General features: G+C 70.9%; 12 protein-coding genes. 8 read left to right on the top strand and 4 right to left on the bottom strand.

What is annotated here, in order from left to right:
• Positions 1-82 precede the first annotated feature (82 nt).
• Positions 83-724, bottom strand: coding sequence for a lysophospholipid acyltransferase family protein (locus tag DWV08_RS10040; RefSeq protein WP_115413656.1), 642 nt, complete (start codon positions 722-724; stop codon positions 83-85).
• A gap of 350 nt (positions 725-1,074) precedes the next feature.
• Between DWV08_RS10040 and DWV08_RS10035 the strand changes: the two genes are divergently transcribed.
• From DWV08_RS10035 to nrdE, 4 genes are all read left to right on the top strand, one after another.
• Positions 1,075-2,592 (top strand): Gfo/Idh/MocA family protein, encoded by a 1,518-nt coding sequence (locus tag DWV08_RS10035; protein ID WP_115413655.1) that lies wholly within the window; start codon positions 1,075-1,077, stop codon positions 2,590-2,592.
• A gap of 530 nt (positions 2,593-3,122) precedes the next feature.
• Complete coding sequence (gene nrdH, locus DWV08_RS10030) at positions 3,123-3,380, top strand: glutaredoxin-like protein NrdH (RefSeq protein ID WP_162801541.1); 258 nt, start codon at positions 3,123-3,125, stop codon at positions 3,378-3,380.
• A 22-nt stretch (positions 3,381-3,402) separates the two neighbouring features.
• Entirely contained in the window at positions 3,403-3,801 is a 399-nt protein-coding gene (gene nrdI, locus DWV08_RS10025) for a class Ib ribonucleoside-diphosphate reductase assembly flavoprotein NrdI (RefSeq protein WP_115413654.1), read from the top strand.
• Between the two features lie 5 nt (positions 3,802-3,806).
• Positions 3,807-5,939: a class 1b ribonucleoside-diphosphate reductase subunit alpha gene (gene nrdE, locus DWV08_RS10020; protein WP_115413653.1), complete on the top strand. Its 2,133-nt coding sequence runs from the start codon at positions 3,807-3,809 to the stop codon at positions 5,937-5,939.
• A 99-nt stretch (positions 5,940-6,038) separates the two neighbouring features.
• Here nrdE and DWV08_RS10015 read toward each other — a convergent pair whose 3' ends face one another.
• The gene (locus DWV08_RS10015; RefSeq protein ID WP_115413652.1) at positions 6,039-7,052 is read right to left on the bottom strand and encodes a permease prefix domain 1-containing protein; all 1,014 of its coding nucleotides are present in this window, start codon (positions 7,050-7,052) and stop codon (positions 6,039-6,041) included.
• Positions 7,049-7,384 (bottom strand): PadR family transcriptional regulator, encoded by a 336-nt coding sequence (locus DWV08_RS10010; RefSeq protein ID WP_115413651.1) that lies wholly within the window; start codon positions 7,382-7,384, stop codon positions 7,049-7,051. The genes DWV08_RS10015 and DWV08_RS10010 overlap by 4 nt, the downstream gene beginning before the upstream one ends.
• Positions 7,385-7,684: 300 nt before the next feature.
• On the opposite strand from DWV08_RS10010, the gene DWV08_RS10005 reads away from it, so the two are divergent.
• The 3 genes from DWV08_RS10005 (at position 7,685) to DWV08_RS09995 (ending at position 11,897) form a co-directional block, all read left to right on the top strand.
• On the top strand, positions 7,685-9,577 hold the full coding sequence (locus DWV08_RS10005; RefSeq protein ID WP_115413650.1) for a ribonucleoside triphosphate reductase: 1,893 nt from the start codon (positions 7,685-7,687) through the stop codon (positions 9,575-9,577).
• Positions 9,574-10,338: an anaerobic ribonucleoside-triphosphate reductase activating protein gene (locus DWV08_RS10000; protein WP_115413649.1), complete on the top strand. Its 765-nt coding sequence runs from the start codon at positions 9,574-9,576 to the stop codon at positions 10,336-10,338. Before DWV08_RS10005 ends, DWV08_RS10000 begins: the two co-directional genes overlap by 4 nt.
• 146 nt (positions 10,339-10,484) lie before the next feature.
• Positions 10,485-11,897 (top strand): GntP family permease, encoded by a 1,413-nt coding sequence (locus tag DWV08_RS09995; protein ID WP_115413648.1) that lies wholly within the window; start codon positions 10,485-10,487, stop codon positions 11,895-11,897.
• A gap of 53 nt (positions 11,898-11,950) precedes the next feature.
• Here the strand turns inward: DWV08_RS09995 and DWV08_RS09990 are convergent, their stop codons facing one another.
• Entirely contained in the window at positions 11,951-13,429 is a 1,479-nt protein-coding gene (locus tag DWV08_RS09990; RefSeq protein ID WP_241237215.1) for a DUF418 domain-containing protein, read from the bottom strand.
• A gap of 217 nt (positions 13,430-13,646) precedes the next feature.
• On the opposite strand from DWV08_RS09990, the gene nrdF reads away from it, so the two are divergent.
• A complete protein-coding gene (gene nrdF / locus DWV08_RS09985; protein ID WP_115413647.1) occupies positions 13,647-14,615 on the top strand; it encodes a class 1b ribonucleoside-diphosphate reductase subunit beta in 969 nt (322 codons plus the stop codon).
• Positions 14,616-14,624 lie beyond the last annotated feature (9 nt).

The following is a 14,624-nucleotide window of genomic DNA, read 5'->3' as shown; positions in this document are numbered from 1 at the left end:
GAGCGGCCTGGCCAGATCCTACTGGCCCGGGGAGGGGCGGCGGGGGGACCCCGTCACATACGGCGCCGCGGCGGGCGCGGCGTCAGGCGCGCCGCTGCCCCGAGAGCTTCTGGATCTCCTCCATGACGCGCTCGTTCAGCAGCCGGCGGCGCACTCCCTTGGAGGCCGTGGGGTCGATCTCCTCCACCGCGATCGGCGTGCCGATGCGCACCGTCATGGTGCCGCGGCGCGGGATGAGGTGGGAGAACATGTGCTGGGTGCCCTTGAGGCCCACGGGCACCACCGGGCACCCGGATTCCAGCGCCAGCCAGGCCGCGCCCTGCTTGCCCGGATGCAGCAGGCCGTCCTTGGAGCGCGTGCCCTCGGGATAGATCGCGAAGCCGTCCCCGTCCCGCAGGATCGTGAGCCCCGCCTGGAGCGCGCCCTTCCCGGAGGAGAGCGCCTCGCGGTCCACGGGCACCGACTCCACGGCGTTGAAGAACCAGCGCAGGATCCAGCCCCGCAGCCCCTTGTGTGTCCACAGCGTGTCCTTGGCGACGAAGCGGATCTGGCGGGGGAGCACCACCGGCAGCACGAAGCTGTCGATGTTGGCCAGATGGTTCGAGGCGATCACGAAGCCGCCCTCGCGCGGCACGTTCTCCAGCCCGGACACCCGCGGGTTCCACAGCAGCCGCAGGAACGGCCGCGAGATGCCGCGGGCACCGAAATAGAAGCGTCTGGCCACGTGGTCCTCCTGGGTCGAGATGATGCGGGACCACGATAGTGCGGCGCGGCGCCGCGCCACCGGTGCGTTCGCCGTGATGCTCCCTGCATCGCGGGCGGGGGCGCGCCCCGGGCGCCCTCCTGCCCGCGCGGGGCGGTGCGGTGCGAGCGGCGGCCTCGTGCGGCCGGGAGGGTCGGCGCGCGGCGGTGCAGGTGGGGGCGGGGAAGCGCCCGGCCCGGGCGCGGACGGGTGTGGTAGAAACGAGCGTGCGTCCCGCACGGAGCCGGGATGCGATGCCGGAGACGGCACGGCGCCCGCCGGGAGTGCGCGGAGCTGCCGCCGTCCCCGCCCCGAGCCCGAGGAGCCGTTCGATGCCCAAGACCGTGAACATCGCCGTGATCGGCGCCGGAACCATGGCGCAGGCGGTGCACCTGCCGGTGCTGCGCCGCCGCTGGGACCGCTTCACGATCGCCGCGCTGGTGGACCACTCGCCGCGCCGCCGCCGCGAGGCCTCGGAGGTGTGGGGCATCGAGGAGGAGTCGCGCTACGAGACCGTCGCCGATCTCATCGCCGCGATCCGGGCGAAGACCCTCACGGTGGACGCCGCCGTGCTCTCCACCGACGGGCTGCACGTCGACGACCTCCTCGCGCTGATGCGCCGAGGCATCCCGGTGCTGGTGGAGCCCCCGCTGGGATACTCCGCCGAGGAGGTCGCCAAGGTCGCGGACTTCGAGCGGATGACGGGCCGGCCGCTGGTGATGCTGGCCTACCCGCAGCAGTACGACGACTCCGTCGCCCGGATGGCCGAGCACATCGCGGTGAAGGATCTGCGGATGGTGGACCACGAGGTGCTGATGCCCGCGAGCCAGCCGCTGTTCGGCCAGGCGCACGTCACCACCTCCTCCTACGACCTCCCCACCGAGGTGCGCTCGCAGCGCCGCAAGGACCTGCAGGCGGCGGTGGTCGCGGGCTCCGGCGACGGCGCCACCCAGCGCGACCGCGACCTCTACGTCAAGGGTCTGCTCACGGGCGTGGCCCATCAGATGGCCGTCACCGAGGCCGCCTACGGCCCGATCGCGCGCCTGGTGGCGGTGCGGCACTGGCCCAAGGGCGTGATCCCGGGATCGATCGAGCTGCTGGGGGAGCTCGAGACCGGGGCGCAGGTGCGCCTGGTGTGGCACTACCTCCCCTTCGCGCCCGAGTACTCGGAGACCGTGCAGGTGCTCTCCGCCCGGCGCCGGATGCGCCTGGAGCTGCCCGCGCCCTCCCACGGCGACAGCCGCTCCACCCTCGGCCTGCGGGAGAAGAAGTCCGGGGTGGTGCAGGAGACCTCGACCACCGCCCCGAAGGGTTCGGCGGAGCTGATGTGGGAGGCGTTCCACGCCTTCGTGGACAAGGGCACCGCCCCGGTGGCCGGCGCCGCCCAGGCGCTCGCGCAGGTGGAGCTCCTGCGCGAGGTGCTGGCCGACATCGTCGAGGCCGACGGTCGCAGCCTCGAGGCCGACGAGGAGCCCGGGGACGACGCCGGCGCCGACGGCGCGGCGAGCACCGCCGACGCGGCGGACGCGGAGGATGCGGCGGGCACGGACGACGCGGCGGGCACGGACGACGCGGCGGGGGCGGACGGCGTGGCGGAGGCCGCCGGCGAGCAGCCCGTGGAGCCGGCCGCCGAGACCCTCGAGCAGCCGGTCGAGCCCGCTCCCGAGACGCTCGAGCAGCCGGTGCCCGTGGAGGATGCCGATCTCGCAGCCCCCGCGGCGGAGGACGGCCCCGCAGCGGACCCCGCCCCCGCCGCCGAGGCGTCTGCCCCCGCGGGGGAGGGCGATCCCGCGGCCGACGAGGTCTCCGATGCCTGGGCCGAGAGCGCCGCGGAGCGCCCCCGCGACTGACCCTGCGCGGCGCCGCCGCCCCTCCCGCCGAGGACCCCCGCCGCCCGCCCGGGCCGCGGGGGTCCTCGCCTCTTCGGCGCCCGGGCCCGCAGCGGCGGCGACACGCCGACGACACGCCCGGAACGGGGCCGGGACACGCCGGTAGCACATGTCACCTTCGCCGGTCCGGCGGGGCTCGGGGACGGCCCCGGCGGTGCGTCGTCCACCGCGCGCGGCAGCTGTCAGGGGCGCCGTCCACACTGGTGTGTGCACGCCCGGAGCGTTTCCAGGCGTGGCGGGGGCTCGCCATCCCCAGTGCTCCCCGTCCATCCACAGCCCGTCAACAGCGCATTGTGGATGACAGTGTTGTAGTTCAGTACATCTAGTGGTCGTCGCGCCGGGGCACCACTAGGTGTAGTGTTGGTCAGGTCGCGGCGTTCCGGGGTTCCACAGCCCGGAGAGGTCGCGACGAGGCCCCTCCGGCCTCCCCGGACAGCACTCGTCATCCCCGTTCCCGCGCCTCGGCGCAGCGCTCGTGAAAGGCCCTTCCCTTGGACATCACCGTGTACTCGAAGCCCCTCTGCGTGCAGTGCGATGCCACCAAGCGCGCGCTGAACAAGGCGGGCGTCGCCTACGACGTCGTCGACATCACCGAGGACGCCGACGCCCTGGCGAAGGTCAAGTCCCTCGGCTACGTCCAGGCGCCCGTGGTGATCACCGCCGAGGATCACTGGTCCGGTTTCCGCCCCGACAAGATCAAGGCGCTCGCGGGCGCCGGCGCCGAGCAGCGCCGGGCCACCGCGATCTGAGCAGGGCCCGGGAGGTGTCGGCGTGACCAACCTCGTCTACTTCTCCTCGGTGTCCGGCAACACCAAGCGCTTCATCGAGAAGCTCGGGATGCCCGCCGAGCGCATCCCCCTCTACGCCAAGGAGGAGCCCCTCGTCGCCGACGAGGAGTTCGTCCTGGTGGTCCCGACCTACGGTGGGGGCAACGGCCGCGGTGCCGTCCCCAAGCAGGTCATCACGTTCCTCAACGATGAACGCAACCGGAGCCTGCTCCGAGGCGTGATCAGCGCGGGGAACACCAACTTCGGGGACGCCTACTGCCTGGCCGGGGACATCATCTCCGCCAAGTGCCAGGTGCCCCACATGTACAAGTTCGAACTGTTCGGCACCCAGCGCGATGTGACGCGGGTCCACGACGGATTGGAAGAGTTTTGGCGACACTGACCGAGATGCCCCCGGTCGAGCACAACAGGCAGCTCGACTACCACGCGCTCAACGCGATGCTGAACCTGTACGGGCCCGACGGGACCATCCAGTTCGAGAAGGACCGCGAGGCCGCGCGGGAGTACTTCCTCCAGCACGTCAACCCCAACACGGTGTTCTTCCACTCGCTGCGCGAGAAGATGGACTACCTGGTCGAGAACGACTACTACGAGCCCGAGGTGCTCGCGCAGTACGAGTTCTCGTTCATCGAGTCGCTCTCCGAGCAGGCCTACGCCAAGAAGTTCCGCTTCCCCACGTTCCTGGGCGCCTTCAAGTACTACACCTCGTACACGCTGAAGACCTTCGACGGCAAGCGGTACCTCGAGCGCTTCGAGGACCGCGTGGTGATGGTGGCCCTCACCCTCGCCCGCGGCGACGAGCAGCTGGCCCGCAACCTGGTCGAGGAGATCCTCGACGGGCGATTCCAGCCCGCCACCCCCACCTTCCTCAACGCCGGCAAGGCCCAGCGCGGCGAGCTCGTGAGCTGCTTCCTGCTGCGCATCGAGGACAACATGGAGTCCATCGGCCGCTCCATCAACTCCGCGCTGCAGCTGTCCAAGCGCGGCGGCGGCGTGGCGCTGCTGCTGAGCAACCTGCGCGAGTACGGGGCGCCGATCAAGCACATCGAGAACCAGTCCAGCGGCGTGATCCCCGTGATGAAGCTGCTCGAGGACTCCTTCTCCTACGCCAACCAGCTCGGGGCCCGCCAGGGTGCCGGGGCGGTGTACCTCAACGCCCACCACCCCGACATCCTGCGCTTCCTGGACACCAAGCGCGAGAACGCGGACGAGAAGATCCGCATCAAGACCCTCTCCCTGGGCGTCGTGATCCCCGACATCACCTTCGAGCTCGCGAAGAAGAACGAGCCGATGTACCTGTTCTCCCCGTACGACGTGGAGCGCGAGTACGGCAAGCCCTTCGCGGACGTGAACGTCTCGGAGGTCTACCACGAGATGGTGGACAACCCCCGCATCTCGAAGAAGAAGATCAAGGCCCGCGACTTCTTCCAGGTCCTCGCCGAGATCCAGTTCGAGTCCGGCTACCCGTACATCATGTTCGAGGACACCGTGAACCGGGCGAACCCCATCGCCGGCAAGGTCACGCACTCCAACCTGTGCTCGGAGATCCTGCAGGTCTCCACCCCGTCCACCATGAACGTCGACCTCACCTACGACGAGATGGGCCGGGACATCTCCTGCAACCTGGGCTCCATGAACATCGCCAAGGCGATGGACTCCCCGGACTTCGCCCGCACCATCGAGACCGCGATCCGCGGCCTCACCGCCGTCTCGGACACCTCGGACATCGAGTCCGTGCCCACGATCGCCGAGGGCAACCGGAAGTCCCACGCGATCGGCCTGGGCCAGATGAACCTGCACGGGTTCCTGGCGCGCGAGCGGGTCCGCTACGGCTCCGAGGAGGGCCTGGACTTCACGAACATGTACTTCTACTCGGTCACGTACCACGCCATCAAGGCGTCGGTGCAGATCGCGAAGGAGCGCGGCGAGCGGTTCCACGACTTCGAGAACTCGAAGTACGCCACCGGCGAGTACTTCGACAAGTACATCTCGGGCGTGTGGGAGCCGCGCACGGAGAAGGTGCGTGCGCTGTTCGCGGAGTCGAACGCCCACCTGCCCACGGTCGAGGACTGGAAGCAGCTGCGCGACGAGGTCGCCGAGCACGGCATGTACAACGCCTACCTGCAGGCGGTGCCGCCCACCGGCTCCATCTCGTACATCAACCACTCCACCTCCTCGATCCACCCGATCGTCTCCAAGATCGAGATCCGCAAGGAGGGCAAGATCGGGCGCGTCTACTACCCGGCGCCCTACATGGACAACGACAACCTCGAGTACTACGAGGACGCGTACGAGATCGGCTACGAGAAGATCATCGACACCTACGCCGAGGCCACGCAGCACGTGGACCAGGGGCTGTCGCTGACGCTGTTCTTCAAGGACACCGCCACCACGCGCGACGTCAACAGGGCCCAGATCTACGCCTGGCGCAAGGGCATCAAGACCCTCTACTACATCCGCCTGCGGCAGATGGCGATCGAGGGCACCGAGGTCGAGGGCTGCGTCAGCTGCATGCTGTGACGGACTGACCTCCGAGCGGCCTGCGGGCCGCACACGCCGAGGGCGGGTCTCCCCAGCAGGGGAGACCCGCCCTCGGCGTCGTGGGCCTCGAGGGGCTTCTCAGTGTGCCCGCGCCTTCGCGGCCCCCTCGTCGCGGCGCAGCGCGACGCCGAGCCCGGAGAGGCCCGCATAGAGCACCCCGGCCACGGGCCACACCAGCCAGGTGATCCCCCAGTCGTTGCTGGCGAAGCTCCATGCCAGGTAGACCGCCGTGGCGAGGGGCCAGTAGATCGCGGCGATCACGCGCACCGCCGCGCTGTCGCTGCGCTCGGGGCTGTCGTCCTCCTCGCCCTCCTCCTGCAGCAGCGCGCTCACCGCGGTGTCGGACCAGCCCGCGCTCGTCCAGAGCGCCAGGCCCGCGGCCACCATCGCGAGGGTTCCGCTCACGCCGTACAGCGGGGCGGGGGAGCCCTGCGGGGCGAGCAGGCCGCTGAGGATGACGGGCAGCGCGCAGAGGATCCACAGCCCGATCGCCGCACCGCCGGCCAGCGCCACCGGGCGGCGGCGTCGGCGCCGGAGGTCCTCGGCGAAGGGGCGCACCTGCGGGCCGGGGGTGAACTCGCCCTCGCCGATGTCCTCGAAGTCCTTCAGCTGCAGGTCCTGCAGCGTCATCAGCAGCAGGCCGAGCGCGACCAGGACCAGCACGGCGGTGATGCCCACCGCGACGGCCCAGGTGGCGGGCTCGCCGGAGAGGCCGGAGCTCATCGCGAGGAGCAGCAGCAGCGGTGCCGCGCAGAGCACGAACAGCGCCAGCCCGGTCGCGGGCATCCACCGGGTGCGCTGCATGGCCTCGACGTAGCGCCGGGCGCGGTCGATGTCGAGCACGGGTGCGGTGGGTGCGGCGGCGGCCTGGCTCAGCTCGGCATCGATCCCGAGCACCGGGGCGGCCTCCTCGAGGGTGCCGAACTCGGCGATCACCTGGCCGACGGCCTGTGACTCGCTGAGTCCGTCGGCCATGAGGTCCTGCTGCTTGTCCTCCATCATCGCGCGCAGCTCGCGGCGGGCCTCCCGCAGCCGCGGCGTGGTGGGGTAGGGGGCGAAGAGGGTGTCGAGGTAGGAGTCGATGACGGTCACGGGATGTCCTTTCCGGCGGCGAAGTGGTCCACGAGGGCGCGGGTGCTGCGCCACTCGGCACGTTTGAGCTCGAGCTGCTCGAGGCCGTCCGCGGTGAGCGCGTAGTAGGTGCGCGGCTTACCCGAGGGGGAGATGTCCTCGTGGCCGGCCAGCAGGCCCTGCGCCTGCAGGCGCTTCACGGCGGTGTAGAGGGTGGTCTGCTTGATCACGTACTCGCCCCGGGAGCGGTCCGTGATCGTCTTGGAGATCTCGTAGGCGTAGGAGGGGCCGGTCTCGAGGATCGCCAGCAGGATCAGGTCGATGTGCCCGCGGATGGCGTCGGCTCCGATCACAGCGGCTCCTGTCGTCCGGTCTGGGGGGATGGGTGCGCCCGGTACCGGGTGCACCGCACAACGTACTACTGCACGCGTAGTACGGCAAGAGGGGTGTTCGGTCCGCGGCGGGACCTCGGTCCCGTCGCGCCGCGCCCGAAGGCGCAGGTGCCACTACATCTCGTGTCGGCGGCGCGTCGCGACCACCACATGTAGTGGTGCGTGCCTAGCGTGAGCCACATCGCCGATCACGGCACCCGCCTCGGGACCCTCTGTCCCCAGGCTCTCCCCGCCCGCCTATCACCTCTCAGGAGAGCACCCATGACCACCACCGCCCCGTCCACCGTCCGCTCCGACCTCCCCGCCCCCACGCCCCCGGCGGCGGGGGCGGTGCGGCGCCAGGTGGACCCTGTCGCGACCGTCACCGAGTACGTGGAGCGCTCGGACTGGCGCGTGAACGCCAACGCCAACCAGGGCTACTCGGTGGGAGGGCTGATCCTCAACGCCGCCGGCAAGATGATCGCGAACCACTGGCTGGACGAGGTGTTCAGCCCCGAGGCGGGCCGGGCCCACCGAGACGGGGACATCCACATCCACGACCTCGACATGCTCACCGGCTACTGCGCCGGCTGGTCCCTGCGCGCTCTCCTCGAGGAGGGCTTCAACGGGGTGGCCGGGGCGATCGGCTCCCGCCCGCCGCGGCACTTCTCCTCGGCCTGCGGGCAGATCGTGAACTTCCTGGGCACCCTGCAGAACGAATGGGCCGGCGCCCAGGCCTTCAGCTCCTTCGACACCTACATGGCGCCCTTCGTGCGCCGCGATGCGATGAGCTACCCGCAGGTGCTCCAGCACATGCAGGAGCTGATCCACAACCTCAACGTCCCCAGCCGCTGGGGCTCCCAGTGCCCCTTCACCAACCTCACCTTCGACTGGACCTGCCCCGAGGACCTGCGCGCGCAGCACCCGGTGATCGGCGGGGAGGTGCAGGAGTTCACCTACGGCGAGCTCGGCGCCGAGAGGGACCTGATCAACCGCGCCTACCTCGAGGTGATGACCGAGGGGGATGCCGACGGCCGGGCCTTCACCTTCCCGATCCCCACCTACAACATCACCCACGACTTCGACTGGGACAGCGAGAACGCCGAGCGCCTGTTCGCGATGACCGCGAAGTACGGGCTGCCCTACTTCCAGAACTTCCTGAACTCGGACCTGGATCCGGGGATGATCCGCTCGATGTGCTGTCGCCTGCAGCTGGACATGCGCGAGCTGCTCACGCGCGGCAACGGCCTGTTCGGCTCCGCGGAGCTCACCGGCTCGCTCGGCGTGGTCACCGTGAACATGGCACGGCTGGGCCACCTCCACGCCGGGGACGAACAGGCCCTCCTCGAGGCGCTGGATCGTCTGCTGGACCTCGGGCGGGACACCCTCGAGCGGCGCCGCGCCACGGTGCAGGAGCTGATGGACGCGGGGCTGTACCCGTACACGAGGCGCTACCTGGGCCACCTCGGCAACCACTTCTCCACCCTCGGCGTGAACGGCATGAACGAGATGGTCCGCAACGTCACCGGCGACCGCCACGACCTGATGGACGAGGAGGGGCTGGCGATGTGCGTGCGCGTGCTCGACCACATCCGAGGGCGGATGGTCGAGTTCCAGGAGGCCACCGGCACCCTCTACAACCTCGAGGCCACCCCCGCCGAGGGCGCCACCTACCGCTTCGCGAAGGAGGACCGTGCGCGGTTCCCGGGGATCCTCACCGCCGGGACGGCGCAGAACCCGTACTACACGAACTCCTCCCAGATCCCCGTCGGCGCCACCGAGGATCCCTTCGAGGCGCTCGAGCGGCAGGACGAGCTGCAGACCAAGTACACCGGCGGGACCGTGCTGCACCTGTACATGAACGAGGCCATGAGCTCGGCGAGCACCTGCAGGGAGCTGGTGCGCCGGGCCCTGACCCGCTTCCACCTGCCCTATCTGACGGTCACCCCGACCTTCTCGATCTGCCCCACGCACGGCTACCTCTCGGGCGAGCACCTCGAGTGCGGGCGCTGCGGGCAGGCCTGCGAGGTGTGGACCCGCGTGATGGGCTACTTCCGGCCCGTCGCCTCCTTCAACATCGGCAAGAAGGGCGAGCACGCCGAGCGCACCTTCTTCACCGAGCAGGCCGCGGGCCTCGGAGCCGGCGGCTCGGCCACGGGAGCGCCGACGGCATGAGCCTCGACCGGGTCGCGGCACCGGACCTGCAGATCGCGGGGCTGGTGCCGCTGTCCACCGTCGACTGGCCCGGCCGCCTCGCCGCGACCGTGTTCTGCCAGGGGTGCCCCTGGGCCTGCTCCTACTGTCACAACACCGCGATCCTGGACCCCCGGGTGCCCGGCGCGGTGGCCTGGTCCCGGCTCGAGCAGCTGCTCGAGCGGCGGCACGGCCTGCTGGACGCCGTGGTGTTCAGCGGGGGAGAGGCCACCATGCAGCACGCCCTGGTCCCGGCGGTCCGGCGCGTGCGCGAGGCCGGCTTCGCCGTCGGCCTGCACACCGGCGGCGCCTATCCCGGCCGGCTCGCGACCCTGCTGGGCGTGGGGCGCGAGGGGGCCCGGCGCGAGGCGCCGCTCGTGGACTGGATCGGCTTCGACGTCAAGGCGTCCTGGTCCGGGTACGCGGCGCTCGTGGACCGGCCAGGCTCCGCCGCGAAGGCCGAGCGGTCGTTGGGCATGCTGCTCCACTCCGGCATCGACCACGAGCTGCGCATGACCGTCACCCCGGCGCTGCTCTCCGAGGTGTCGCGGGTGGTGGAGGCCGTGGCGCGGGTCGGGGGCGGGTCGCTGGTGCTCCAGCGGGCACGGGCCGACGGCGCGGACGCGGCCTTCGCCGCGCAGCTCGGCCGCGTCGGCGACTGGGAGGAGCGCTTCGCGCAGACCGCCGACGCCGCCGTGCGGCGGGGCGAGAGTGTGGGAGTGCGGGTCAGCTCCCGCCGCTGACCTCCGCCGTGCAGGTGCCCACCGGGTCCTGCGCGGCGGTGCACGCTGCCCCTACGATGCAGGGACGCGCGGCGCCCGCGCCGCCCGTCCGCCCGCGGGGCTCGGCCCCCGTGCTTTCCTGTCCTTCCCTTCCCCAAGGAGTCCTCATGGATGAGCTGGACCTCGTCATGAACTGGGAGCTCGGCACCGGAGGCCTACTGGTCCTGGCCGCCTCTGCCGTCGCCGTGCTGCTGGTCATGATCATGGCGCTGCGGGTGCACGCCTTCATCGCCCTGATGATCACCTCGATCGGCACCGCCCTCGCCGCGGGCATCGCCCCGGCCAGCCTCATGGACGCCCTGCGGTTCGGCTTCGACTCGACGCTCGGCAACGTGATGCTGCTGGTGGCGCTCGGCGCGATGCTGGGACGGATGATCGAGACCTCCGGGGGCGCGCAGCTGCTCGCGGACCGCATGATCGAGGTGGTCGGGGAGAAGCGGGCCGGTCTCGGCCTGTCCCTGGCCAGCCTGCTGATGGGCTTCCCCATCTTCTTCGACGCCGGCCTCGTGGTGATGCTGCCGATCATCTACGCCGTGGCCCGGCGCGTGGGCGGGTCGTTCCTGTCGATCGCCCTGCCCTCGGCGGTGGCGTTCAGCGCCATGCACATCTTCGCCCCGCCCCATCCCGGGCCGGTCGCGGCCTCCAGCATCGTCGGCGCCGACATCGGCCTGGTGATGCTCGTGGGCCTCGTCTTCGCGGTGGTCATCTGGTACCTGGTGGGCGTGCTGCTGGCGCCGCGCCTGGGCATGCGCTTCGATGTCCCGATCCCCACCCTCCTGGACAGCACCTCGGAGAAGACCGGCTTCGAGTCCTCCCCGCGGCTCGGCACCATCCTCGGCCTGCTGGCCCTGCCCCTGGTGCTGATCCTGCTCAACACCGGCCTGAACACGCTCGGCAGCGCGCGCGAGGACACGGAGGCGTTCCTCTCCGATCCGCTGGTCTCGGGGCTGCGGCTGCTGGGCGAGACGCCGATCGCGCTGCTGATCACCGTGGCGGTCTCGATGGTCGTGCTCGGCTGGGGAGCCGGCAAGAAGGGCACCCTGATCGAGAAGATCACCGATTCCGCGCTCGGTCCGATCTGCTCGGTCGTGCTGGTCACCGGCGCGGGCGGCATGTTCGGCGGCGTGCTGCGCGTGACCGGCATCGGCGACGCGGTCGCCGGATCCCTCAATGAGGTGGGCATGCCGGTGATCGTCGCGGCGTTCCTGATCGCCCAGATCGTGCGCATCGCCCAGGGCTCGGCCACCGTGGCCCTGACCACCGCGGCCTCGCTGATGGTGGGGGTGATCGCCGCGGGCGACTTCACCCAGCTCCAGATCGTCGCGATCGTGATGGCGATGTCCGCGGGGTCGGTGGGCTTCTCCCACGTCAACGACTCCGGATTCTGGCTGGTCAGCCGCTTCTTCGGGATGGACATGAAGCAGACGCTGTCCACCTGGACCGTGATCCAGGGCGCCATGGCGATCGTCGGCTTCGTGCTGTCCGTGCTGCTGTACGCCGCCGCCTCCGTCCTCGCCTGAGGCGTACGCGCCCCCGGTGCGCGGCCGGGCCCGTCGGCCTCGGAGCGTGCAGGTCAGCGCCGGGGCGTCGGATCGATCCTCCCGTAGGTCATCCGTCGCAGCAGGCGCTCGGCCGGGCCGCGGATCCCGCGGGCGCCCATCCACGCCGCGATCGGCAGGGAGGCCAGCCACACCCCGAACGCGACCGCGAGCGACGCCGCGGTGGAGAGGGTCCCGCCGAGCCCCAGGCCCCAGGCGGCCATCAGCGGCGCGAGCAGCAGCGACTGGAACAGGTAGAAGGTGAGCGAGCGCTGCCCCACCGCGGCGAGGGTCCGCTCGAGCGGCCCGGGCTCGCGGGTGCGCTCCGGGGCGGTGTCCGCACGGGGCACGCCGTAGGCGCGCTCGGCGGGGGAGAGCGCGGCGTCGTCGATCCGGGCCGGCGGCGTCCGCTCGAGCGGCCCGGCCGCCCCGGCGCCGGTCGCCGCCGAGCGGCCCTCCCAGTGCACGGCGAGCAGTCCGAACAGGGCCGCGTAGCCGAGACCGCAGGCGACGCCGGTGAGGGAGCTCAGCCCCGTCAGCATCCACGGCGCCGAGGCCGGCAGCGCGTACACCCCGAGGATCGCGAGCGCCTCCGGCAGCCCGCCCAGCCAGCCGATCCCGATCCCGATCACGGCGGTGCGGCGCAGCAGGGGCACGTGCCGCCACGGCTCGTCGAGGATCCGACGCCGCGCCGCGAGCCAGCCCAGCAGGATCGGCAGCGGCGCGCCCAGCAGCGCCGCGAAGGGCAGGGTCACCAGCCACAGCCCCAGCCGGTACAGCATCGAGGGCAGGTAGGCGGTGTCGTAGGCGAGGGCGCGGGTGAAGCCCGTGCCCGTGTCCACCGCCGCCATCTCCGCGGTCACCTCGGCCGGGACGAACAGCGCCAGCGCCACGCCGCTGAGGATGCTGAACAGCGCGAACACCGCCATCGCGACGGCGAGCACGATCGCCCAGATCCGCAGGGTGCGGGAGCGCCGGCCGAAGAACCACCACACCAGCACCAGCGCGCTCACCGCGTACACGCCGAGGATGTCCCCGAAGAACAGCAGCGCGGCGTGCAGGGCGCCCAGCAGCAGCATCGCCCAGTGGCGCCTGCGCATCATCGCGCGCACGGCGCCCGGGGCGAGGCCGCGATCGATCCGGGAGCGGTAGAACTGCACCATCCCGTAGCCGAACAGGAACGCGAACAGCGGCATCGCCCGATGGTCCACCGCGACCGTCATCACGGCCTGCGCGATCGTGTCCAGCGGGCCGTCGGCGGGGATGTGCGGGGTGCCGCCGACGGACTCCGCGGAGCGCCACAGGTACCAGGCGACGTTCGCGACCGCGATGAGCGCGAGCATCAGGCCGCGGGCGATGTCCGGGGCGAGGGAGCGGGGCGGCGCGAGGGCCGCCGCCGGCGCGGCGGCGCCCACGGTGGCGGTGTCGGCGGTGTCGGCGGTGTCGGCGGTGTCGGCGGTGCCGTCGGAGGAGGGGGTGGCGTCGGCGGGGACGGGAGTGGACGCGGAGGTCACGGAGGGGCCTTCCGGAGGGGCGGTGATCGTCCCGGTCACAGTAGTGCGGTGCGCGCCGCCCGCCCCACGACGAAAGTCATGGATCCGCCCCCGTATTCCCCGCCGATCGGTGGGCTGTCCCACCGCCCTCCGCGGCGGGCCCTCGGCGCGGCGGTCACCCCGGATGCCTAGACTGGTGAGCACCCGACGACGACCCCGAGGAGCAAGTGAGGCTGCGGTGAACGACCACCTGAAGACGACGGTCCAGGCGATCAACTGGAACCGGATCCCGGACCCGAAGGACCAGGAGGTCTGGGACCGCCTGACCGGCAACTTCTGGCTCCCGGAGAAGGTGCCGCTGTCCAACGACGTGCAGTCCTGGAACCGGCTGCCGGAGTCCGAGCAGCAGCTGGTGATGCGCGTGTTCACGGGCCTGACCCTGCTGGACACGGTGCAGGGCACCGTGGGCGCGGTCTCCCTGATCCCCGATGCGCTCACCCCGCACGAGGAGGCGGTGTACACCAACATCGCGTTCATGGAGTCGGTGCACGCGAAGTCCTACTCGCAGATCTTCTCGACCCTGTCGAACACGAAGCAGATCGACGAGGCCTTCCGCTGGAGCGAGCACAACGAGTCGCTGCAGAAGAAGGCGAACATCGTGATGAGCTACTACCAGGGCGACGATGCGGAGAAGCGCAAGGTGGCCTCCACGCTGCTGGAGTCCTTCCTGTTCTACTCCGGCTTCTACCTGCCCATGCACTACTCCAGCCGCGGCGAGCTCACCAACACGGCGGACATCATCCGTCTGATCATCCGCGACGAGGCCGTGCACGGCTACTACATCGGCTACAAGTTCCAGAAGGCCGTCGAGAAGGCCACCCCGGCCCGCCGCGACGAGCTCAAGGAGTACACCTTCTCGCTGCTCATGGAGCTGTACGAGAACGAGGAGGAGTACACCGAGGATCTCTACGACCCGGTGGGCTGGACCGAGGAGGTCAAGACCTTCCTGCGCTACAACGCCAACAAGGCGCTGATGAACCTCGGCTACGAGTCGCTGTTCCCGCAGGAGTCCACCGAGGTGAACCCCGCGATCCTCGCCTCGCTCTCCCCGAACGCCGATGAGAACCACGACTTCTTCTCCGGCTCCGGCTCGAGCTACGTGATGGGCAAGGCCGTCGAGACCGAGGACGACGACTGGGACTTCTGAGCCCTCGCC

This window comes from Brachybacterium saurashtrense, from assembly GCF_003355475.1.
GTDB lineage: Bacteria > Actinomycetota > Actinomycetes > Actinomycetales > Dermabacteraceae > Brachybacterium > Brachybacterium saurashtrense.
The sequence above is the reverse complement of the archived record's forward strand: the minus strand, read 5'-3'. Positions and strand labels throughout refer to the sequence as shown.